Annotated in this window: 10 protein-coding genes, 1 tRNA gene and 1 pseudogene; 4 read left to right on the forward strand and 8 right to left on the reverse strand. The window is 49.5% G+C overall.

The window, feature by feature from the left end; genetic code table 11:
* Nucleotides 1-5: 5 nt before the first annotated feature.
* The gene (locus ACX1CU_RS02855; RefSeq protein ID WP_459401136.1) at nucleotides 6-773 is read right to left on the reverse strand and encodes a DeoR/GlpR family DNA-binding transcription regulator; all 768 of its coding nucleotides are present in this window, start codon (nucleotides 771-773) and stop codon (nucleotides 6-8) included.
* Nucleotides 774-1,238: 465 nt separating this feature from the next.
* Between ACX1CU_RS02855 and ACX1CU_RS02860 the strand changes: the two genes are divergently transcribed.
* The 3 genes from ACX1CU_RS02860 to ACX1CU_RS02870 all read left to right on the forward strand — a co-directional run bounded on the left by ACX1CU_RS02860 (nucleotide 1,239) and on the right by ACX1CU_RS02870 (nucleotide 4,116).
* A tRNA-Leu gene (locus ACX1CU_RS02860) sits at nucleotides 1,239-1,323 on the forward strand.
* Nucleotides 1,324-1,541: 218 nt separating this feature from the next.
* Nucleotides 1,542-2,795: a tyrosine-type recombinase/integrase gene (locus tag ACX1CU_RS02865; RefSeq protein ID WP_459401137.1), complete on the forward strand. Its 1,254-nt coding sequence runs from the start codon at nucleotides 1,542-1,544 to the stop codon at nucleotides 2,793-2,795.
* A gap of 85 nt (nucleotides 2,796-2,880) precedes the next feature.
* Nucleotides 2,881-4,116, forward strand: a complete 1,236-nt coding sequence (locus ACX1CU_RS02870) for a hypothetical protein (protein WP_459401138.1) — start codon at nucleotides 2,881-2,883, stop codon at nucleotides 4,114-4,116.
* Between the two features lie 442 nt (nucleotides 4,117-4,558).
* Here the strand turns inward: ACX1CU_RS02870 and ACX1CU_RS02875 are convergent, their stop codons facing one another.
* Nucleotides 4,559-5,431, reverse strand: a complete 873-nt coding sequence (locus tag ACX1CU_RS02875) for a phosphorothioated DNA-binding restriction endonuclease (RefSeq protein WP_459401139.1) — start codon at nucleotides 5,429-5,431, stop codon at nucleotides 4,559-4,561.
* 286 nt (nucleotides 5,432-5,717) lie between these two features.
* Nucleotides 5,718-7,526, reverse strand: coding sequence for a hypothetical protein (locus tag ACX1CU_RS02880; RefSeq protein WP_459401140.1), 1,809 nt, complete (start codon nucleotides 7,524-7,526; stop codon nucleotides 5,718-5,720).
* A 559-nt stretch (nucleotides 7,527-8,085) separates the two neighbouring features.
* On the opposite strand from ACX1CU_RS02880, the pseudogene ACX1CU_RS02885 reads away from it, so the two are divergent.
* Nucleotides 8,086-8,238, forward strand: a pseudogene (locus ACX1CU_RS02885) (SymE family type I addiction module toxin); the annotation flags it as partial.
* Nucleotides 8,239-8,289: 51 nt separating this feature from the next.
* On the opposite strand, the gene ACX1CU_RS02890 reads toward ACX1CU_RS02885, so the two are convergent.
* The 5 genes from ACX1CU_RS02890 to ACX1CU_RS02910 all read right to left on the reverse strand — a co-directional run bounded on the left by ACX1CU_RS02890 (nucleotide 8,290) and on the right by ACX1CU_RS02910 (nucleotide 22,703).
* Nucleotides 8,290-8,892: a hypothetical protein gene (locus ACX1CU_RS02890; RefSeq protein ID WP_459401141.1), complete on the reverse strand. Its 603-nt coding sequence runs from the start codon at nucleotides 8,890-8,892 to the stop codon at nucleotides 8,290-8,292.
* Between the two features lie 252 nt (nucleotides 8,893-9,144).
* Nucleotides 9,145-9,702, reverse strand: a complete 558-nt coding sequence (locus tag ACX1CU_RS02895) for a hypothetical protein (RefSeq protein WP_459401142.1) — start codon at nucleotides 9,700-9,702, stop codon at nucleotides 9,145-9,147.
* A gap of 4 nt (nucleotides 9,703-9,706) precedes the next feature.
* Complete coding sequence (locus tag ACX1CU_RS02900; RefSeq protein ID WP_459401143.1) at nucleotides 9,707-10,486, reverse strand: hypothetical protein; 780 nt, start codon at nucleotides 10,484-10,486, stop codon at nucleotides 9,707-9,709.
* A gap of 101 nt (nucleotides 10,487-10,587) precedes the next feature.
* Nucleotides 10,588-11,031, reverse strand: a complete 444-nt coding sequence (locus tag ACX1CU_RS02905) for a hypothetical protein (protein ID WP_459401144.1) — start codon at nucleotides 11,029-11,031, stop codon at nucleotides 10,588-10,590.
* Entirely contained in the window at nucleotides 11,031-22,703 is an 11,673-nt protein-coding gene (locus ACX1CU_RS02910; protein ID WP_459401145.1) for a hemagglutinin repeat-containing protein, read from the reverse strand. The genes ACX1CU_RS02905 and ACX1CU_RS02910 overlap by 1 nt, the downstream gene beginning before the upstream one ends.
* Nucleotides 22,704-22,717: the final 14 nt, after the last annotated feature.

Raw genomic sequence — 22,717 nt, forward strand, 5'->3', positions numbered from 1 at the left:
TGTTATCAGAGGTTGATGCTGTGCAGCCGCAAACCGCGCTCTTTGAGCTGTTGCAGTGCATCTGGCGGCAGCGCGGCATCGCAGATGATGTCGTCGAGCGCCGTTAGGGGGCAGACGCGGAACATGCCGTACTTGCCGTATTTACTGCTGTCGGAGACCAGCACCTTGCGCCGTGCCACGTCCAGCAGTGCCTGTTTCACCAGGACTTTTTCTTCGTGTGGTGTGGAAAGGCCATGCTCCAGATCCCAGGAACTGGTGCTGATAAAGGCGATATCGATATTCAGGGTGCGCAGCAGCATGGCAGCGCTGCTGCCCGCACAGGAAAAGTTGCGTTGATCGACGCGCCCACCGGTATGAAACAGGTTGAGCTGCGGGCGATTCATCAGGTGCTGAATAATGGAAAAATCGTTGGTAACGACGGTCAGGTTGAAGCGTTCTGCCAGATGGCGGGCGATCTCGAAGCTGGTGGTGCCCGCATCCAGGTAAACCACCTGGCCATCTTCCACCATCGCTGCGGCATATTTGCCGATGGCCCGTTTCTGCCGGTGATGCAGCTGGGCTTTTTCTTTATAGGCCAACTCCTGACGCAGCGCATCGCTCAGGCGTACGCCACCGCTGACGCTGATCACTTTGCCTTCTTCTTCCAGTTGATGGATATCGCGCCGAACAGTCATGTGTGAAACGCTCATCAACTCGGCTAAAGCCACAATGGTGACCAACTGATATTCATGTACATGGCGATAGATAAAATCACGGCGTTCCGATGGGATCATGCTCTCTCCTCGGCAGCTGCGGGCTGCTGGCGATGTTGCCGCGCAATGGCTGTTATTTTTTGTTATGGGAGTTAATGTTTAATTATCTGATTTAACAATTAAACGATGAGGGTCACAGAAGGCTCGATCTGGATTTTTAATAAAGTATTTTATATTCAATTGGTTAATTTTGTTTTTGGCGATTTTACCGGTAACAGGGGACTGTGATGAATAATGTGATGTGTAACAACAAGACGTGATGTTACCTTGGGGATTGCTCACCTTCAGGACTTGATAGCGTGGCTCTTGCTTGGCCGCCATCTGTGAACGTGGCAATCAAAATGGGGCTGATAAACAAGCAAAGTACGCAGGGAAAATAGCCGGGTGACGTTTTTTTCAACATTCAACTCATTGAGTGCGTGATAATTGTTGCACGAGAGAAGCTGGCAGGTATAATGCCCACGTTTTCCGCATACTGCTTCCAGTGCCGAAGTGGCGAAATCGGTAGACGCAGTTGATTCAAAATCAACCGTTGAAAGACGTGCCGGTTCGAGTCCGGCCTTCGGCACCATAGTATGAAATTAAGTCACCTTAGGGTGGCTTTTTTTATGTCCATAATCTTCCATTAACGTTTATATCTTATTGTTAAATAACACATTTTGTATTCCCTTGTACCTTCGTGAACTGTCTACTTTATCCACAGTGGTCTTTTTTCGTCCATTGACATCCAGATGATTTGGGGGTCAAGATGAGGGTCAACCCACTTCGATAATGAGTTGACCCCCAATTATGGCCCTGACAGACGTTGTAGCTAGAACCGCCAAGCCACGCGAGAAAGCCTACAAACTCGCGGATGCGCATGGCCTGTATCTTTTGGTAAATCCCAACGGCTCTAAGCGCTGGTATCTCAAGTACCGTTTTGCTGGTAAGGAGAGCCGGATTGCTTTTGGTGCCTATCCGCTGATCTCGTTGGCCAAGGCCAGAGAGAAGCGCGATGAGGTACGGCTGTTGTTAGCCGATGGCATCAATCCGGCAGAAAAACGGGAAGTAGAAAAAGAAGAAGCGCAGGTTGCGCTGAATACCTTCGAAAAAGTGGCTCATGACTGGTTCCAGCAAATTAGTCAGAATCGCTGGTCAAAAACGCATGCTGAAAGGGTATGGCGTGACATGGAACGCAATATTCTGCCAGCGATAGGGCAGCGCCACATTGCTGACCTGAAAGCCAAAGACTTGCTTGAGCCGTTGAAAGTGGTGGAGCAAAACGGCCATCTCGATTTGGCGTCACGGTTGCGCCAGCGGGTGACCGATATTATGCGCTATGCGGTGCAGAACGATCTGATAGAGCGTAATCCCGCCCAAGATCTCTCTGGGGCGTTAGCTTCGCCAAAAGCCACCCATCGCCCTGCTTTGAAACTGGAGAGGTTACCGGATTTTCTGGCAAGGATTGAGCACTATAAAGGGCGGACGTTGACCACCTTAGCCTTAAAGTTAACGCTATGTGTCTTTATCCGCTCCAGCGAACTGCGCTTTGCCCGTTGGACTGAAATCGACTTTAAACGTGCTATGTGGACCATACCGGCTGAACGTGAAGCGATACCGGGTGTAAAACACTCTCAACGTGGGGCAAAAATGCGTACCGAGCATTTGGTGCCTTTATCCCGGCAGGCTTTAGCACTGTTGGAAGAGATCAAGGCGATCAGCGGCAACCATGAGCTTATTTTCCCTGGCGATCATCGTCCTAGCAAACCCATGAGTGAAAATACCGTCAATAATGCGTTGCGCGTCATGGGATATAACACCACAACCGAGTTGTGCGGGCATGGTTTCCGCACCATGGCCTGTAGCGCACTGGTTGAGTCAGGGCAGTGGTCAAAGGACGCAGTAGAGCGGCAAATGAGCCACCAGGAACGCAATAGCGTGCGGGCGGCTTATATCCATAAGGCTGAACACATCGAAGAACGCAAGCTGATGCTGCAATGGTGGGCAGATTATCTGGATGCGAACCGCAAGGCGCATGTGGTGCCGTATGAGTTTAAAAAGTGATATGTTGCAATACTTCGTTATTTTAGAGAATTTAATCATGTGATTGATTTTTAATGGAATCCTGGTTTTTTATACAGAGGGATATATGGAAGGAATCAAGGAAAGCGAATTAATGCCGATTTTTAATAATGCTAAAAAATGTTTCTTTTATGCACTAAAAATTTCACCTATATACATACTATTCTCCATAATTATTGTTTGGGGGTATTTAGGACATTTTTCACGCCTTGATCTTTTAATTGGCGCTATTGAAAATAAAGTAACTCTTATTTCAATATTGGGTTCGTTTTTATTCATTTCTATACTAATGTCAGTTATATTTATATTGCCAAGTTTTAATTTGATGCTATTTTCATCTTTTGTCAAAGAAAGTTACATTAGTAATACAAAAAATATGCCATATATTACTTTGGTGATGATAATATCTATGTTGATATCTGTTTTTATATTATCGTCTGACTATTTTTCTTCTTTTGCTAAAAAGCATATTTATATAGAGAAGGTTTTTCTCTATATAGACGAACCATTTCGATCTTTACTCATCTCTTTCCTTGCCTCTATAATATTCACTATCATCCCGTATAAAATAAAAAACACTCACATATATCGTTATAGCGGATTTAATAAGTTTATGAAAATAAGTGGCTCTATTATTGCCACTTCGGCTATATGTTTTTTATCTTCAATGTCAATAAGCTTATCTGTTTCTTTACTCTTGATGAATATGGATGGACATACTTTTTCTGGGTTTATCTATGCTTTCTTTTTTCTTTCATTCTATTCAATATTATCATTGTTCCCAGCGATGATTTTTTATTCAAGGAATTTTTCATTTGATAACAATGGAGTCTTGAGTTTTGAAGTGGTGAAACAGACTGCTTTTGCTATTTTAGCTTCATTGTTTTTGATTTTTTTCTTTTGGCCTAATGGGTTTTTATTTATTAGCTCGAATACGTTAAGTATAATTGGTGTATTAGACAAAAGAACTCATTATTATAATGTTACATCTGATAAATACTATAGAGAACTATTCCCTAATACCATATGGGATACACAATATATAAAAGGTAGAAGTGATTTTTTTATTAAGGCTGTTAATATGTTTTCACTTGGTGGAAAAAATCTCATTTGCCCCGTATATGTGGAGAATCTTAGAAGAAAAACATTGATTTCAAATTTCGATCATTTCTCTACAAAGCAAGATAAATATATTAAAAATAATTTTAAAGCTATGGCAAAAGGTTGTGTAGTTCTTAGTAGCGACGAGTTTAAACAGTGGGATACAATTATGGATGCGAAAGGTAATTTTAAAACTTATTAAACTAGCAGTAATTTTTACACCGCTCCAGCCCCTTTCCGTTGGTGCTGGAGCTAATGCTTCTTATGTGGCTGATTTTTTCTCGACTCAGAGTACCCGGGTATAATTTCAGCCAGATCTTCTTCCTCTGCATAAAAATAACAGGCGAGAATATTCATAACCGATGTTAACTGGCAGGCCATTTCAAAGTCCGGCGTATGTATGCTGTGCTCATATATCACGCTATCTACATGATTATGTTGCAATGGCACTAAGTAACTCTTGGCAGTTTTACTTTGGCAGGGTGGGCAACAATTCGAGCGGTATTGACACAGAATTGCTATGGTGAACTAGTCTACTGGGAACAAGTCATGAAATCAGTCACTGCAAGGCTCTTCTCGCTTTTCGGTCAACCGACATCAATCTGACTTATCCCACATTAATATCTTTGTGAGTATCATTTGATTTAGGCTTTAAACACCTGCCCCCGGTGCCACTCCACAAACTGCTCCAGTGGATAATGTTCTGCATTTTTGGGTAGTAAAATCGCCCGTCCTGCAAAGTCCCAGAATAGCCGTTCAACCATTTGGCTGCCATTTACGCCTTCTGAAACCAGTAGCTTCATGTTGTCATCAAGCCCAATCACTCCCATGTCGAAGGCAGAATGGTGCAATGAGCATAACGCCAGGCCGTTGGTTACGGTACAAGGGCCACCGTATTGCTTCCACTTGATATGTGCTGCTTCAAGGCCAACGGGTGTGCTGTCGTGCCGCAGGTTGTAACCACAAACAGCGCATTGATAGTTGTAAGCACGCAGGATGGTTTGGCGGAACGCCGGATCACGTACTTTGCGTGTATCACTAAGCTGTAAGTCTAAACGGTTAGCGAGTAATTCTTGTAGGCTATCGGGGAAGTGTTCACTCAGGATTTGCTGTGCGAGTTTGTTTAGCAGCGCGGGTTTACTGCGTAATAACTGGTAGCTTTCTTCATCGAAGCCACCCATCACACCATGTTCGATGATTTCACGCTTCGGTGGTTCTTTATTACCTTTCTGTGGGCTGCAAAATTCAGCGTTCTGCAATTCCCAGAAACCGTCACTGCGTAAGCGCCAGAATGGCATGGTGGGGTAATGTTCGCGCCGCTGTGGGCCAAAACTATGGAGCAGTTCCAGCAGTGGCTGATGAATTTCTTCACCATAATTGAACATTCTTTCATGGCCCTTTTGATACTGCGCAAGCACATACAACAGTAACAATGGCTTATGTGGTGCACGCTGATCGCCTTTGCGCCAAACAGTCAGGTTGGAAATCGCTGTTTGCAGTGTCTTACTGGTGATCATGCAGTTATCCCGGTAAACAATATTGTTGCGATCATGCTCGCAAAAGTGACGGAATTCAATATTCCCTTGCATTACAAATCATTGAAATGGTAAATGGTCAGTAATAGTACCATTACCCAAGGTTATAAATAACATCAACTGAATGATAAGTATGGAAGCATACAGAATAAAATGTGGATGATTTGTGGTGTGCTTAATACCGCTCCCATTTGTAGCGCCTCTTAAGCATTGTCATCTACTGACCTAAGTTGCTTAACTTCATCACGTAGTTATCACTTAAAAAATGCTATGTTTTTTGAGCATCATCATGGCCTATTATGAAAAACTCTGCTCCTGATGCTTTTATTGCTGACTCAGCACTAACAAGCAGGACGTCTAACTGTCTTCTTACATTTGATTGAGAATTTTTACAGTAGTAACTTTTCATTGTGTGGGGTTGTACAACTATCACTCTAAATTTAACTTTACTATCATTTTCAAATGATTCAATAGCATTTAAGAACTTACTATAATCGCTTTCTTTATTATTATTCCAACAATACTTAGTGTTTGCTTTTTCAGCTCTTTCTCTTAGATCGGTAACTAATTTTTTCCTGCTAATATATCGAAGGTTTTTGATTGCTTGGTTTAAAACGATGTCGTGAGCGCCTACTGAAATTCTTCTGTCAGTGCTACTTATGTTGGCTGCTTTAATATGAACTAGTGAAATGTAGACCTTGTCATTATATTGAACTACATGTATAAAATCAGCTTTCTCACCCGCTCCATCATCGCATAGAAGCCACCCTGATGGTTTATCGGTAGTTAAAAAATTTTCATGAGTGTCCCAAAGTCCACTCCAATGATGTTTCATCCAACAAAAGAGAGATTTTTGTTGACCTATTTTGCTAAGTGCTACTTTTCCTTCAAACTCAGGTTTTTCTTTCAGTATATCAAAACCGTCAAAATTTGCCCAAATGAAATTATTGTAGGTAACATCTTTATATTCTGTTTTATAAATGCGCCCATTAACTATTGCATGCCCGGACTCATACCAGCATTTAATTAAATCTGGGTGTTTAAATATATTAGCAAAGTATTCAATGTCTTTTTTTCTTCCCTTTTTTGGATATATTCTGCTCACTTTAAACTCGACGTCATAATCTTTTATTTCTGGTGTAATATTTATATCACCGATGCTAGATCTATGTTTAAAGACCTCTAACTTAATTTCAGAAGAGGTTAATGTATCCAGTACATTGTAAGTATAATCACTGTGGATGATGCGCAATCTGTCTTTTTTATTATCACTTAATCCATAGCTATAAAACTCAGGTTCTAGGAATGAAAGGTCATAGGCGTTGCGAATTCCTTTCATTTCGGCTACAGGAGTAGCTAGTATACTAATTGGGTTCTCAATTTCATCCCTATTTTTATCGATCTTATCCAGTATTTCAATTACTCTACTTTCAAAAGTTTCCCAGTTTTTACAAGGACCTCTCCATAAAGAGGACTTATATGGGTTTAAACCGATAGTTGTATCTGCGCCTTCAATAGAAGTGCGAACAGCAGACATAGCAAACGACTGGTCTTCTAAGGGGTTTAAAGTTTCAGCCACACTCTCACCACCTAATATCTTCGAGTCAGCTTTAAAACTTTCCCTACCATGTATGCCCAAAAGCCATAACATTTTAATCTTATCTTCATTTATAAAAAGATAATTAAGTTGACTGATATTAATCACTTGAAGATTTGGTAGTAATGGGGTGAAAAAAAATCCTCTAACTTCATCTTTCATCCCTTTTTCAGAGATATAAAAAGCGAAGGTATTATTTAGGCAAATTGTGATAAATATATGATTCTCTACATCGGTAAGAATATTACCTGAAAACCAATTTGGATTTTTTAGGACTTCGTAGTGAGTGTAAAAAATTAGGGCTTCACCTGCAGAATCCTCTTCTGTTGGATGCATCTCAACAGTCTGTTCCTTTCGACCTTCATTATGAATAATTTTTGCAATAATTGCATGAATCTCAGCTGCATTAGTCTCAATCTGGCTCATACCTAAAAGTATAGAAAGGAAGGGCTTGATTTGCAGCTTGTTTACTCCACCCATAAGAATGCTCTATCTGATTATGTTAAGTTTTATTAATGTAATATATAAGCAGTGAGCTGTTCAAACCGTGACCAATGTCATTTTTTGGCTATGAGCTCGCTTTATCGCAAAAATGATTTTGTGAAGAAATACTAACACTACTTTCCTTTATTATTGCTTTTTAATCAAATGATTACATGGTTTTTGATTGGGATTGGGAATGATAATTTCATCTCCCAAAGTCACGCTATTAGTGAATACATTTTTTGATAAGAAGGCAATCTTGACGTGTTTTACAGACCTAGAACTGCCAAAATGACGTTTAGGGTGGGTACTCAATCAAGGTTACCATTGATTGAGCCTCAACACTTGAGCTGTAATTAACATTGAACAAGGGGACGTCTGGAAATGTGTCAACGACGGGCAACAATCGATGCCTGCTGGAGCAGATAGGCTATATCCCGCCGGTTGAAGCTGAAAAAGCGTATTATGCTTCCCTTGAAAACAAGGAACTGGCAGCCTGAGCGCCCAGAATTAATACTCTCCAAAAAACTCGGGGCGGTTCACCCCTGGGTACGGAGGATACCGCACCAACGGCGGCAGGCCGAACCCGCTGCCGCAACTGACCATCAAGGGAAGATGGCTGGAACCGCTCGGATTCACCACTGGGCAGAGGATCGAAGTGATCACCGAACCGGGGCAGTTGATCATCCGACTGGCAGCAGAAGCATAACTGGCTGACATATAAAGTAAAATCCCGCCACTGAGGGCGGGATTTCACCATTTACATCTGTAATTTCCAAAAATTCATGCCATTAATAAGCCAGTATTGCTCTTTGTCTGGTACTAATAAGCCAAAATCACTATTTGCTTGAGCGTTCCAATCAGAAGGTACGAACGCTTCGTGACTTCTATCCCAATCAGTATGGCGATAAATTTTTTTGTCAAAATTAATATAAAACTTAGGTAGCCGCATTCTCCAGTTATCCCACTCAACTGATACTGGGTCTGTTAATGTAGATAAAAATCGCTCAACATAATCATAAAAACTGACAAGTTGCTCGTCATCTCTGTCTAATGTGAAGAATGATCTCATCCAGTCAACTGTATAAATAGCAACATCATTTCTGGTTATGTAATCTTTAAAGCTATCCTTAGATAAGACAGGAACTCCATTTCTGAATGAACTGACTGCCTCGTCATACAGAGACTCTTTTATCCATCCTTTAGCTATATACGCCTTATATTCTGGCCTAACATCGATGCAGTAATTATCTTTACTATCAAAAAGGTAGTAATGAGCGCCATCCGCAACAAAGATAGCTATATCTTTATCACCATTAAAAATAGCATCGAGTAAATTCTGATAATCATTTGTTAAATTCATTCAGAAATTCCTCTTTCGTTAATGCGCGATATTTTATAGGTTTTGCCCTATTAGCCTATCTCACACCTTAATTGTTCCCTGTTCATTTGGGCTCGGATAACTTTTACCCAAACGCATTTTTTCAGCCTGTTACGCCATTTTCTCCGATGTTGTTAAAGAGCAATCTAATACCCTGTTATAGCGCGATCTTTACATCTGCGATTATAGTTGTCGGGATTTTTTAATAATAGTCAACAGTAGGAAATATGTCAATTATGCTTCCCTATAGTTTTTCATTATGCTCATTAAATAGTCTCTCCCCATACATTTAACTAATTCAGCATGTTGTGATGTCTTTTCTTCAAGCCATTCTTTAAAGTTCTTGCAATCAACAAAGTTATCATAAATTAAATTATTTATGGGCTCTAATTTTTTATTGCTATTGAACCCTAACACGCCCTCATCAACAGGGGTTTTCTGAAAAATTGCCCATTGTTTTTCCTGATCTAAAATAATTAGGCCCCCATAATCACCGGAGTTATTCATTTCAGTGCTTAAGGAAGCTATTTTAGCGACCCAATCTTCATTCATATACAGATCGCCCAAGTATTTAAAATCTGAACTAGCGAAAACGTTCGCAATTAAGTCATGTCCCAAAGACTCTCTGATGATTAGTTTAGTCACACTAATCAAATCGTCAGATGTACAGATATCATTATCAAAAAAGAAATATCTTGAAAATTTTTTGTGAAAAACGTGAGCAGGAAGATTAACTCCAAGCCTTACGACATTTTTAAGTCGAGTCATTGCATCATCATGTTCGATAGTCATGGCATCACTCTCCTGGGAAACGTAATTTAGAAATGATTTTACCATTTACTGACACAGAGGCAGACGGCACACCAGATTCAGCACCAGCGATCCCACCTCCAGTTGAAGATGGATAGAATCTATATACCTTCTCACCCTTCGTCATAACGGTAACCGAACCATCTTTCGAAACTGATTTGATATAACCATTGGCAGATAAATTTTCAATTGCCTCAGATTGATTTATATTTTTGACAACGATTTGTCCTGCACTTTTCTTAGTTTGCTTTGCAGCAAAACCAATGTCTGTTTGCTTCCCAACAGATGCTATATCCTTACTAATTTCGCTGGCAACCTTAAGATTATTCGCGCTTAAAGTTTGTCCCGGCCTCGGCAAACTCCCCGCACCCAGCGCACCATAAGCCAAGTTACCTAACCCTTCAGCTCCGGTCTTCAGCAATGATGCTTCTAGCCAATCACATTTACCAGCACACTGATCAATAATATCAGCATACCATTTCGCCGAGTCTTCATAAGCTCGTCCGGCCATGTTGTCTTTTTGGCGCAGTTCAGTATACGCTTTAGCACTAAGTTCTATCTTTGCTCGTGTATCTGCAACACAGGTAGCATCACCGGCATCCCAGCATGATTTCAGCTTCTGAATATTCTCTGCTGACTCCTGCGCCATATCCTTACGGATAGTCTGCTCACAGCCAGCATTTCCATTACATTCTTTATACTTATCGGTGTATTTCTGTGGGCTTCCCTGACCTGTTAAAGAGCAAACATCACTACCTAATAACAATCCCCCCAGTCTGTTAGCAAAAATCGACGACTGAAAAGTAGTAGACTGGTGATTGAGTTCTGGCCATAGATAAGTGATCCCGACCTATTGGCCAAAAACTATCATTCAAGTTTTCTTACAATTACAGCATCTGGCGTTATTTCGGCAGGAAGCATATAAATTATATTTTTTACTTCCTCTGGCAGTTGCTCGTATGTTAACCGAAATTTGGGCCGAGCGATCAATCTATAACTGCCATCCTCTCTTCTAATGTCATAACTAAAAAGCCCTTTAGCCGCCATATTGATAAATGACTGTAAATAACGAGCACGCTGTTCTTCAGTTATGAATGAGGGTAAATTATTTTCAACGATTTCAATGTCACTTACTACTCCCAGTGAGTTGAAGTAATCATAAATAATTTCATAGTTATCAATTGAATCCCTAACTTTTCCAGGGATTGCGCAACTTCCTCCTGTTGCAAAATGGGCTAAAGAGCCATCTCCGTAGGATGAAAACCAATCTAAATCATTGGATTCTAAGAACTCATCATTCATATACGTCATTATTCGGCCCCAAATATGTTTGTACAGTTCTCACAGCGCGGAACTACCTCGCCAGTTCTAGGTCGAACGGCGGGTGTAAATTTGATATCCTTAAGTGTTAGATTGGGATTCGATAACAGAAGCTCATTGGCAGCCCTAAACTCTGCGCATCTTCCCAATGTATTACCACATGCAGTTTTCACGCCTAACCCACCCAATTTATCTGCATACGCTTTTAACTCAGGAGCGATAACTTCAGGTATTGCTCCATTAGACGTGGTTACAACTTTTCCAGTCAATGGATCAACTGCGCCAATAGCCGTTGCTGGTTTATATTTACTATCAGCAAAGGATTTTACATATTGATCTAATTGTTTATTAGCATTGCTCAACATTTCCTTATCAGCGTTCGCAATTTCTTGAGAAACGCCTGGCTTCACTATCTGTCCCGGCTTCGGCAAACTCCCCGCACCCAGTGCACCATAAGCCAAGTTACCTAGCCCATCGGCTCCGGTCTTCAGCAATGATGCTTCTAGCCAATCACATTTACCAGCACACTGATCAATAATATCAGCATACCATTTCGCCGAGTCTTCATAAGCCCGTCCGGCCATGTTGTCTTGTTGGCGCAGTTCAGTATACGCTTTATCACTAAGTTCTATCTTTGCTCGTGTATCTGCAACACAGGTAGCGTCACCGGCATCCCAGCAAGACTTCAGTTTCTGAATGTTATCCGCCGACTCCTGGGCCATATCCTTACGGATTGTCTGCTCACAATCTGCATTTCCGTTACATCCTTTGTACTTCTCAGCGTATTTTTGCGGGCTTCCCTGGCTCAGGAAATTATTATCTACCGCCGACTTTCCAGCTTGACCTCCCGCCACAGCATTCGCAGTACTGTCACCCACGACACCACCCGCTAACCCTGCCGCCAAGGTCGCCAGTGCGCTGATTCTCTGCTTCTGCTCCTCACTCAGGTTTTCAGGTTTCACGTCAGGATACAACTGCCCCGCCAGATAACGCGCGGCCAGTTCGCCTCCTGCCGCCCCTGCTGCCCCAGCCACAGCAGAGTTACCACTCATCTCTGCCGCTATAGCACCCCACACCGCATGGGCCAGTACGTTGGCGGTATCATTATCCCCGGTGTATTTCTTGATTTGCTCTGCTGCATACGGGCTTAACCCACCGGCAATGGCGGCGGCCATATTGCCACCGGCCAGGCCCTGCAACGCTGCTGTGACGGCTTGTGCTGCTTTCTGCAAGTCACTGCCCGTGCCGTATTTCTGCATCTCCGCTTTATAGGCATCGGTTTTACGTAACTCTTCCGCATTGCCTTTCAACTCCGGATGACGTTTCAGTGCTTCCTCAAGTCCGTTGATATCCCCCTGTGTCCGGACGATATCCATCGCCTGTGCACCGATTTCCCCTATCAGTTGCGCTGCCTTCAGCCGGTTCTGCTCCTTTTCCTTGTCGAATATCGGCCCAATACTTCCGTTAGCATTGTCGGTGTCTCGACTCAGGTCCGCCACATCCTGCTTCTGGTTGGCCTGGTCACGGATAGTGATAGTGCCGTCACTGACTGCGGCCTGCGTTGTGCCTTCTGCATGGCCACTGTTGCCCAACCCCGACAGTGCCATGCTGCCCAAATTGCTCAGCAGGTCAGAGCCCACCGGGCCACCAGAACTTAAGCTACCGCCCTGATGCTCGGCCTTGAAGTCTGCCTGGTTATGGATATTGCTAAAGCCCAGTGTGCCGGTATCCAACCGGTTTTTATCCGCGTCTGCCGTGCTGGCTATCACCGCCCCGTCGAGTTGCGTATGCTCACCCACCGTGACGTCAAAGCCGCCTTTACCCGCGTAGATACCCGTCTGCTCCTGCACGCTGTCATAGTTGCTGTGCAGTTTGTCACGGCTCATGCTCAGGTTGGCGGAGCCACCGCCGCCCACCACCGCCACGCTGACACCGCCGCTGATACTGGTCTGCTTCGCATCATAGTTGTCGCTGTCCTGCTGGCTTTGCAACGTCAGATTACGCCCCGCATCCACCTTCACCGTGTCACCGCTGGCCTGAGCACCCACCAATGCCGTGTCGCGACCACTGTGCAGCGACAGCGTACCGCCACTGTCGACCAGGGTTTCGCTCCAGAAGGTGCCATCGCCGTGCTCATTGCCCTGGCTCTTGTTAGCGTTGGCAAACACACTCAAGCCGCTACCCGAGCCACCCACGCCCAGGCTGACGCCAATATTGCCACCACTGCTGCTGTTGCTGCCTTCGGTTTTTTGCGTATTGGCTGCACCCAGTAGCAGCAAATCGCGTTGCGCATCTAACGTGGTATCACCACCGGCTTTGAGCTGGCTACCGGCAATCAGAAGGTCGCCGCTGTTTGCCGAATTTCCTTGACCGGTGGCAGTGACCGTCAGGTTGTTGCCTGCCGTCAGTGTCGAACCACTGACGGTTTTCTGTTCCTGATGTTGTTGCGAGGACGATTTCTGCGAACCCAATGAAACGCTGACGCCCACCATACTCGCCGCATCGCCACCCTCTGCCTGCACCAGTTGCCCAGCTTGCACGGCCTGGGCACCCGACAGTGCCGCTTTAGTCCCCTGCAAGGCGGCCAAGCGCCCGTCAGTTTCTTTTTTTGCTTGTTGTGCAGTGGTAACCGCACTGTTGACAGCACTGCCCACTGGGCCAGAGAGCGCCACGGTCAAGCCGCTGGTCTTCTGCTCAAAGGTCTCATCCCGGCGGGTGATATCGTGCCCAGGGTCAATCTGTACGCTGTCACCGGTCACCGACAGGTTCTGGTTGGCAATCACATCCGCACCGCCAATATGCGCCTTATTGCCTGCAACGATGTTGACATCGCCACCGGTCGACCCGATGGTGCTCACGCTCTGGCTCTGGGTAGTGCCATCTTCGTTCACCTTATGGCGTGACGAGGTGTTGCCGATGGTAAAGCCCAATCCACCACCGCTGAACAGGCCGCTCTTTTTCTTCTCATCCAACCGGTAGCTTGATTGCTCTTCGGTGGATGCCACAATCTCGACGTTGTTGCCTGCCTTCAGAGCAATATTGCCGTCACCCACCACCGCAGAACCTTTTACCGTCAGGTCATTACCTGCCGACAACGACACGTTGTTGCCGCTGAGCATCGACCCTTGTTCCTGCGTCGCATAATCTTCACGCACCGTGTGGGTGGTGGTCTTCGACAGGAAGCCTTTCTTGGTTTTGGTTTCTTCGAAGAAGTGATAATCGCTTTCGGTGGCGCTGTTGAGCGTGATATCCCGCCCGGCGTTCACCGCCACGTCACCGCTGGCCTGCACCTGTGCCGCATTCAAGGCCGCGTCTCGGTCTGCCTGAACCGTGGTATTTCCACCGCTGGCAATCTCCGTACCCTGTTGGCGGAGAGATTCGTCCACCTGTTGGCGCTTGCCGTTTTTGCTTTCACTGTACTGGCTGGTTTGCTGGGTAGTGAGATTCACATCACGTCCGGCGCTCAGGCTGACGTTGTTATCCGCTGCCACCGCTGCCGCCTGCAAGGTCACATCCCGGCCCGCGTCCAACATCAAATCACCGCCGCTGGTCAGCGTACTGCGCGCCACGTCGGTAACGGTATTCAGGGTGCTGTCCTTGCCAAAACCTGACTGGGCATAGCTATGGGTCACCTGATTGGCGGTGATGGCGATATCCCCCCAGGCATCCAGCCACAAATCGCCACCGGCAGACAGGTTGGCACCGGTCAAGCGAATGTCTTTACCGGCACTCAGGCTCAGTGAATCCAGCGAGGTGATAGAGGCGGTATTACCCAGCGTGGTGTCAGTGAACCCGACAAATTCGCCGTTGGGCCCTCTGGCACTGAAACTGTTGGTTTCCGCCAGCGTGAGGTTATTGATGCTGCCACCGAAACTTTCTAACGCCACCCGGTTGCCACTGATAGTGGAGCCGATGTTGTTGATATCCCCCAGCGCGCTCAGTTGCAGGTTGCCGCCCGCATTGAGCAGGCCGGCATTGAGATTGCTGATGCTGTTTTGGCTATCGAGCGTCAGGGCATTCTGTGCGGTCAGTGTACTGCCGCTGTTCGTCACATTCCCCGCCGTGAGCGTGACGTTTTTGCCGGAAATCACGCTGCCGTTATTCAGCGTCACGTCTTTTGGTGACAGGTAGACCTTCGGCACCATCACCGTCTGGCCGTTGAGTGTGGTGGCTTCCCACCACAAGATGCTGTGGTCCAGTGCGGCGATCTGCTCGCTCGTCAATGAAATACCGAACTTCAGCCCGAGGGACTGCTGCGCCTTGGCGGCGTTGTCCATCAGGGCTTGCATTTGTTCCAGATCCGACCCTACGCCGTTCAGGTAGCGGCTCCCGGTCTGATTGAGCATGAAATTGCTGACGTAGCGGGTATCAAAGGCCGCATCCCCCAGGAATCGGTAGTCGTAATCCGGGTGGAGATTCAGGCGATCGAGGAAATAGGCCGAGCCGATAAAGGCGTTTTCATCCGTGTACTGCCCACCGGTTTCACGCGGAGCCTGGCCGGGAGAGGTGCCCAACAGGGCATAAAGTTCGCCAAACAGGCTCGGATCCAGTTGCCCCAGGCCATTCAGTTTCGGGTTGGTGGTGATCAGATACGGGCTGTTGGGATCGGTCGAGGTGACAAAATAGCCGTTCTCACCCGAGGGCAGGGGATAGGCACTGGTATCGACCGTTTTGCCCTGATACTGACTTAAATCGTTGCCACCGGGTTTGACCAGGCTCGCGCCACCGGTGGTGGTGTTTTGCAAACTGGCTCCATCCCCCAGATTGGCATTCCCCAGGCCATTGTCACTGTACTTTCCTAATCCGGTGAGCTCTGGCGTGGAATTCTCCAACCCGTTGCCACCCGCGATCTGTTGCAGGGCATTTTGCAGGTTGTCTTGCCATTCTGGCGAATTGACGGCCACCTTGTCACTGGCTGAGAGCGTCTGTTGCCCTACGGCACCGCCGATTGCCTGCTGACTCAGGGTGTTCAGCACCGGGGCAGTGAGGGTATTGCTTACCCTGCCGGCGTTGGCCGTGGCGTTGGTGTTGCTGATATCCTGACTGAAGTTTGCCGTGACGTTACCGCCTGCCTGGATAACGGAACGGTAGCTGTCATCTGAGGTCGTTTCTGTTGTGTGGCCCGCCAGAACATAGTGGACCGTGTCTTCGGTTTCGTTTGTGCCAGAGCGGATGACGTGACCATAGTAAGGATTGTATGCGTTCTTGCGCACACCGTCGAGATAGTTGAAAACCGCATACTCGGTGTAGGTGCCGGATTGATAACTCTGGTTATTGAGCGTGGTGCCCGCGAGCAAAATATCGCCGTTCGCCAGCAGCACACTGGCCTGATTGTTAAGGGCGTTTGCCTGAACCGTTAAGTTGCCGCCCGCAGATAGACGTGCGCTGCCCCCTTCGGCGGAGGCCTGTGACAGGATCTGACGGACGGCAAATTGCCGGGTTTCGTTGCCAGAGGTGGGCAGATAGTAATAGGTCTTATTGGCATAGACAAAGCAGGGCGCTCCCCCACAGGAGCCTGAGGTGGAATATGACGAGGTGACACTCCTTTGCGTCAGGGTATCCAGCCCCAAAACCTCAATCGGGATATCGGCGGAAGCACTGTTCAGCCAACTGTAAGTGTTGCTCATATCGAGGGTCTGGGTTGAGTAGGTCAACCCGGTACGCTCATTGAGCAAGCTGGCGGTGTTGACGGTGATATCGCCATTTTGCGTCTCGATGGTGCCGGAGCTGTTCACCACTTCGCCGTTGGCGTTGCCTGCCATGTCGCGCTGCATCCACAGGCTGTTGCCCGCCAGAATATCACCACGCAGGTTTTTGATGCTGTTGGCCAGCAGATACAGGTTGTGACCGGCATACAGCAGGGCGGTGTTGACCAGGCTGCCCGCCGCATTCAGCGTCAGTGTGCCCAGCGTGCCGGTAAAGCCCCCGACGGTAATATCGCTCTGGCTGTTCAGGGTGACATCTCCCCCTGATTGCAGCGTTCCGGCGGCATTCAGGGCGATAGCGCTGCCACTGAGGGTACTAGCACCACTCCCGGCGGTGATTTGCCCGTTATTGGTCAAGATGCCGTAGGTGGCGAGGTTAACGCTCTGCCCCTGCAACGTGCCCTGATTGGTCAACGCCCCCTGGCTGCTGATGTTCAGGCCCTGACCTGCGGCAATCACATTCTGGCTGGTAAAGGCATTCACCAGTTGCAGCGTCAAGTTACCCAACGCCACTACCTGGCCTTGTTGTGCAAAGCTGGCGCTGTTCAGCCATAAATCGCCACCGCTGAACAGTTTCCCCGTGGTCTGTTGATCCACCTGGTTGGCTTGGATACTGAGCCCCGATGTGCCGAGCAGCGTCCCACCGTTGGTCAGTTGCTGGGTGCTGACCGCCAGACTGCTGCCTTGGACGGTACCTAGGTTAATCAGGTTGTTGCCTGTCAGCGTAGCCTGCCGTTCTGCCAGCAGGGTGCCGCTGTTATTTATCGTATTGGCATTCAGCAGCAGCGTGGCGGCCTGCAGCCAACCGTTGTTGGTGAATTGTGTGCCGTTAAGCGTGAGGTCAGAACCGGAAAGCAGCCGACCGTCATTGAACCCAGACGTCGCCGCGTCTAGCCAGGCCTGGCCACCGCTTTGTATCAGGCCACTGTTAACCCACTGCGGTGTGGTGAGGGTCAGCGCGTTCTGGCTGAGCAGGGTACCCGTGGCATGATTGGTCAACGTGCCGGACAGGGTCAGCGTCAGCCCGTTTTCCCCTTGTATGCGCCCGCTGTTGGTCAGTGCACCACTGTTAATCCACAGATCATTCCCCTGGAGACGGCCAAAGTTGGTCACCGATGCAGCGTCCAGTTTCAGCGTGCCCGCCGTCAGCAGGGTGTGATCCTGTTGCTGGATAAAATCGCCGCTCAGTGCGATCGTTAACCCGTCTACACCGCTGATGTCACCCTGGTTATTCAGGGTATTACCGTGCAGGGTGAGGTTTTTTGCCAGCCATTGCCCGGCATTGGTCAGCGACAGCGCCTGTAATGCCGCCGTGCCGTTCGCGGTGATTTTGCTGTTGGCTGCGGCATTCAACGCCCCGGACAGGGCCACTTGCAGTGCATCCGCACTCTGGATCGCGCCACTGTTCTCCAGTTGCTGAGCACTTAACAGGATCTGTTGCCCCTGCCACTGCCCGTCATTGGTGATGGTGCCGCCGTTCACCGTCAGTGTGCCCTGCGTCAGGATAGCGCCTTGGCGGCTGTTCACCAGCGTCAGCAGCGGGGCGGTAAGCGCCTGAGTGCCGAGGGTCAGCGATTGCAGGCCGATCAGCGTGCCTGCGTTGTTTACCACCGCCTGGGCCAGGCTCAGGGTATCGCCCTGTACGGCCCCCTGGTTGTCTAACCGAGCACCCGCCAGGGATAACTGCCCTTCGCTCAGCACGGAACCGCTGTTGGTCAGCGTCTGCGCCTGTATCTCACTGTCGCCCTGGCTGAGCAGTGAACCTTCATTCAGCAGTTCGTTGGTGACGTTGAGCGACAGCGAATCGGTCCCCAGCAGGGTGCCACGGTTCAGCCAGCTATTGGCGGTGATGTGGGTTTGCCCACCCTGCACCAGGCCTTCCGAGGTCAGTTGCCCGGCATTCAGCGCCAGTTGCCCTCCGGCCAAGGTACGGCTTGAGGCTCCCAAGGTCATCACATCTGCCTGAGCATCAAGCCATTCGTTACCCTGCCATAATCCGCTGTTACTCAGCGTGCTGGCCCCCAGCGTCAACTGATTGGCCACCAGTTTGCCGCTGTTGGTTAGGTGAGTGCCGTTGAGGTTCAGCGTATTCAGGCTGCCGATCTGCCCGGCGTTTTGCAGGGTATCGGTGAGATCACCGGTCAGGTTGGAGATCGCATTGATCGACCCGGTGTTATCCAGGCTATCGACGCTAAACGTCAGCGTATCCGCCTGCCAGAGCCCGGCGTTGGTGACCGCGCCACTGTTGAGCGTTAGCTCACCGCCGCTCAGCAACTGTGCCCCGGCGAGCACCTTCAGCCCCGTGGTGATCAGGGTCAGCCCGATATTGCCCTGCAGGGTGCCACTGTGCATCACGTTACCGCTGTTGAGCGTCAGCCTGTTGCCCGCCAGCACCCCGGCGTTGTCTACCGATTGGCTGCGGAAGGTGGCGTTTTCCCGCGCCACCAGTTGAGCGTTTTGCTGGTTAACCAAGGCACCGCGCATGTTGATGCTCAGGTTATTGGCCAGAATGCTGCCCTGGTTGGTAAATTGCTGGCCGGTAAGCGATAAATCGTCATTAACCTGCAATAACCCGGCGTTATCCAGTTGGTCGAGGGCCAGATCCAGCGCACCGCCGCTGATCAGTTTCCCGGTGGCGAGGTTGCTGAGGGTAGGGATAGCCAGTTGCAGATGGCTGTTACCCTGTAGTAAGCCACTGTTGGTCAGTTGCGGTGCGGTCAGTGTCAGTGTGTCAGCCGCCAGCGTACCCTGATTCAGAATACTGGCCGCCGTGAGGGCAAACCGATCCTGGCTCAGTAAATAACCGCTGTTGGTGAGATCGCCGGTAAGATCTGCGGTCAGCAGCGTCTGCGCCTGAGCGCTGCCACTGTTCTGCCAGCTCTTGGCATTTACCTCCAATTGCTGGCCTTGCAGAGTGCCCTGGTTAACCAACTGCTTGCCGTCGAGGCGTAAGGCGCCCTCCGTCAACATCTTGCCAGTGGTGCCGTTACTGAGGTGGGCACCCGAAAGTTGCACGGACTGGCTGCCCTGCAGCAGCCCCTGGTTGATGACATCGCCCACCACGCTGAGCACGTTGGCCGCCAGCCACCCCGCGTTATCGAGCGTAGCGGCGGAAATATTCAGCCCTTGCTGGCTGAGCACTTTCCCCTGATTGGTGAACACGTGAGCGATGTTCAGATCGGCGGTTTGTTCACTCAGCGCATTACCGCTGTTGAGCCAGGTCTGGGTCGAAAGATCCAGCGTCTGGCCCTGCAATAACCCGGCATTGGTCAGTGACTCCGTTTGTAATGCCAATTTCCCGGCACTGAACAGAACGCCACCCAACTGGTTATCCAGCGAAGCGCTCCCAATACTGAGCTGGTTGCTGCCTTGCAGGGTACCTGTGTTGAAAAGTGTTGTGGTATCCAGCGTTAGAATGGACGCTGTCAGCAGGCCGTCATTATTGAACAGAGGGGTGGTTAACGTTAACGACTCCGCCGCGTTGATGGTGCCGCTTTTCTGGTTGCTGAACTGTTTGGCCAGTGACAGCGTCATCATGGCCGCTTGCATTATCCCGGCGTTGGTCAGGGAGTCTGCCGCCAGGCTTAGCGTGCCGCCGGTGAGTAAGCGCCCACGGTGAGTCACCTCATCAGCCTTGATGGAAAGGGCACTGTCGCCCTGTAATGTTCCGCTATTGGTGAGGCTGTTGCTGGTCAGGGTCAGTTGATCCGCAGCCAGTTGCCCGGCGTTGGAGAACGCCATCGCGGTGAGCGACAGGTGATCTTCGGCCAGCAGCAAACCGCTCTGCTGGTTGTCGATGCGCTGATAGTCCGCCGTCAGGTTAACGGCGTTGATTTCACCGCTATTGCTCAGTTGTTCACCCTTGAGCTGCAGATCGCGATCGGTGGTGATCAGCCCTGCGTTTTTTAACGTCGGGACCGTCAACAACAGCGAATTGGCGGTATACAGGGTTCCGCCCTGTTGGTTGTCGAGCAGTTGGGCGATCAGTTGCAGGGTCTGGCTGCCCTGCAGCAGGCCGCTGTTGGTGAGCGTTTGGCTGTTTATCGTCAAGATGGGGGCGACCAGGGTCCCCTGGTTGGTGAGGGTTTTCGCATTCAGCGCCAGGGTTGCCGCATGGCTTTTCCCGCTGTGTAACACGGAGTCTGCCGCTACCGTCAAGGCCCCTTTGGCGGTATGGGTGCCTGCCAGCGTGGCTTGCTGGGCCTGGAGGGTGAGATCGCCTCCGCTTTGTACCTGTGCCCCGGACTGTGTGGTCAAGGTGGTGCTCTGCAGCGCCAGATCTCCCCCGGCGCTCCATTCTCCGCCTAATGTGGCGTTCCCCGCGTTAACGGTAATGTCGCCCTGGCTGGTGGTGATTGAGCCTGCCCCGGTGAACAGCGTATCGCCGTTGAGGGTTAATGCTTTCGTGCCAGAGAGCAGACCATTTTGTTGTAACGTTCCCGCTGTCACGCTCAGGCTGCTATCGCTCAACAGTTCACCGGTGGTGCCATTACGCAACATCCCGCTGATAGTGAGAGAGGCTTGCCCTTTGGCGCTCAGAATACCGTCCTGATCCAGCGTTTGGCTGGAAAGGGTCAAGGCCCCACCGCTCAGTATGTTGCCGCTGTTGGTCAGTGATTGGCCGTTCAGCGTCATGTTCCCCAGGCTCTGAACGGTGCCGCTGTTCCCGAGGGAGGAGAGGGTGCTTTGTATTGCCCCATTGGCCGCCAGCGTGCCGCTGTTTGCCAGTGCGCCTCCGCTGAGAGTGAGGTTTTGCCCGGCGATCGTTTGCCCCTGAGTCAGCCCGGAATTAAACAGCGTCATATCGATATGGCGTGCTGCATCAACCTGGCTGCTGGCGTCTATAAGCAGGTCACGGGTGCGCAGGTTGATATCGTTTCCGGCGGTCAGCTTGCCGTTGCTGACCTGTAACGTACCGCCGCTGGCCAGGACCATATTCTGGTCGCTGACCAGCGTACCTGCTTGTTGGGTGAGATCGCCCTGGCTGGTCAACGCGATGGATTGACCGGCTTTGTGGTCCCCCAGCAGACTGATACTTTGCCCGTTTGCCGTCAGCGTACCGCTGGTCAGGCTGTTATTGATTGTCAGCTTGCCGTTGGCATCAAGGGTGATATCCCCGTCACGGGCATTGAGGTTGCCGAGGTTGACGCCGACGCCGGTTTCACTGGACACCAGGTGAATGCGGTTGGCGTACATGCCGCCCAATGCACCGGTGTCGATCGCCACTTTCGGCACCTCGCCCTGACCAGCGATCGGTGTGACGTTGCCCTGCGCATCTACCCGGTTGGCACCCAGCGTGATGGTTGCGTCTTTGGCATGCAGTTGTGCGTTGATGTCGGTGGCACGGGCAATCAGCGCGAACTTGTCGCTCTGGCTGGCATCCAGCCCTTGGCCCTGAATGCTGATCGCCCCTTGGGTCACTTCCAGCGCCTGCAAGCTACCGTCGGCACCCAATACCGGTTTGCCGGTGGTCAGCGTCGCATTCGGGGTGTTGATAAAGCCGCAGCCATCGCAGGTAATGCCGTACGGGTTGGCCACCATCACATTGGCCTGCTTGCCCGCCACTTCGAGGTAGCCCTGCAGTTGCGAACGATTCGGGGCTACGACTTCATTGATGATGCCCTGGGCTTCTTTCCCTGCTTGCAGATTGGGGTTGTTCTGGAGCAGGCCACCCAGTTGGCTCTGAGTGAGCCGGTCGGTGGCGTTGTTGAGGATCAGCCCCTCTTTCCCTACGTTGAAATCGTTGTATTTATTGTGGGAAATCCCGGCCTGATTGGGCGTGGCAATATTGACCACCGGCACGCCGTTGGCGGCCTGATCGAGTTTCGTATTGCCTTCGGCGACGCTCACGCCGTTGGCAAAAGCCGGTAACACTGGCTGCCACGCCAAAAGGGTACACAGGGCATAGCTTAGCCAACGTTGGGTGGCATGCAGAGGACGATCCGTTGACTGACTCATGTGTTAACCCTTTC

The organism is Serratia sp. D1N4, assembly GCF_054552755.1.

Bases quoted from the DNA above. Each gene is read 5' to 3' on its own strand.
- ACX1CU_RS02875 (WP_459401139.1), bottom strand. From the start codon at position 5,431: ATGATCACCAGTAAGACACTGCAAACAGCGATTTCCAACCTGACTGTT.
- ACX1CU_RS02895 (WP_459401142.1), bottom strand. From the start codon at position 9,702: ATGACTATCGAACATGATGATGCAATGACTCGACTTAAAAATGTCGTA.
- ACX1CU_RS02855 (WP_459401136.1), bottom strand. From the start codon at position 773: ATGATCCCATCGGAACGCCGTGATTTTATCTATCGCCATGTACATGAA.
- ACX1CU_RS02890 (WP_459401141.1), bottom strand. From the start codon at position 8,892: ATGAATTTAACAAATGATTATCAGAATTTACTCGATGCTATTTTTAAT.
- ACX1CU_RS02910 (WP_459401145.1), bottom strand. From the start codon at position 22,703: ATGAGTCAGTCAACGGATCGTCCTCTGCATGCCACCCAACGTTGGCTA.
- ACX1CU_RS02870 (WP_459401138.1), top strand. From the start codon at position 2,881: ATGGAAGGAATCAAGGAAAGCGAATTAATGCCGATTTTTAATAATGCT.
- ACX1CU_RS02880 (WP_459401140.1), bottom strand. From the start codon at position 7,526: ATGGGTGGAGTAAACAAGCTGCAAATCAAGCCCTTCCTTTCTATACTT.
- ACX1CU_RS02905 (WP_459401144.1), bottom strand. From the start codon at position 11,031: ATGACGTATATGAATGATGAGTTCTTAGAATCCAATGATTTAGATTGG.
- ACX1CU_RS02865 (WP_459401137.1), top strand. From the start codon at position 1,542: ATGGCCCTGACAGACGTTGTAGCTAGAACCGCCAAGCCACGCGAGAAA.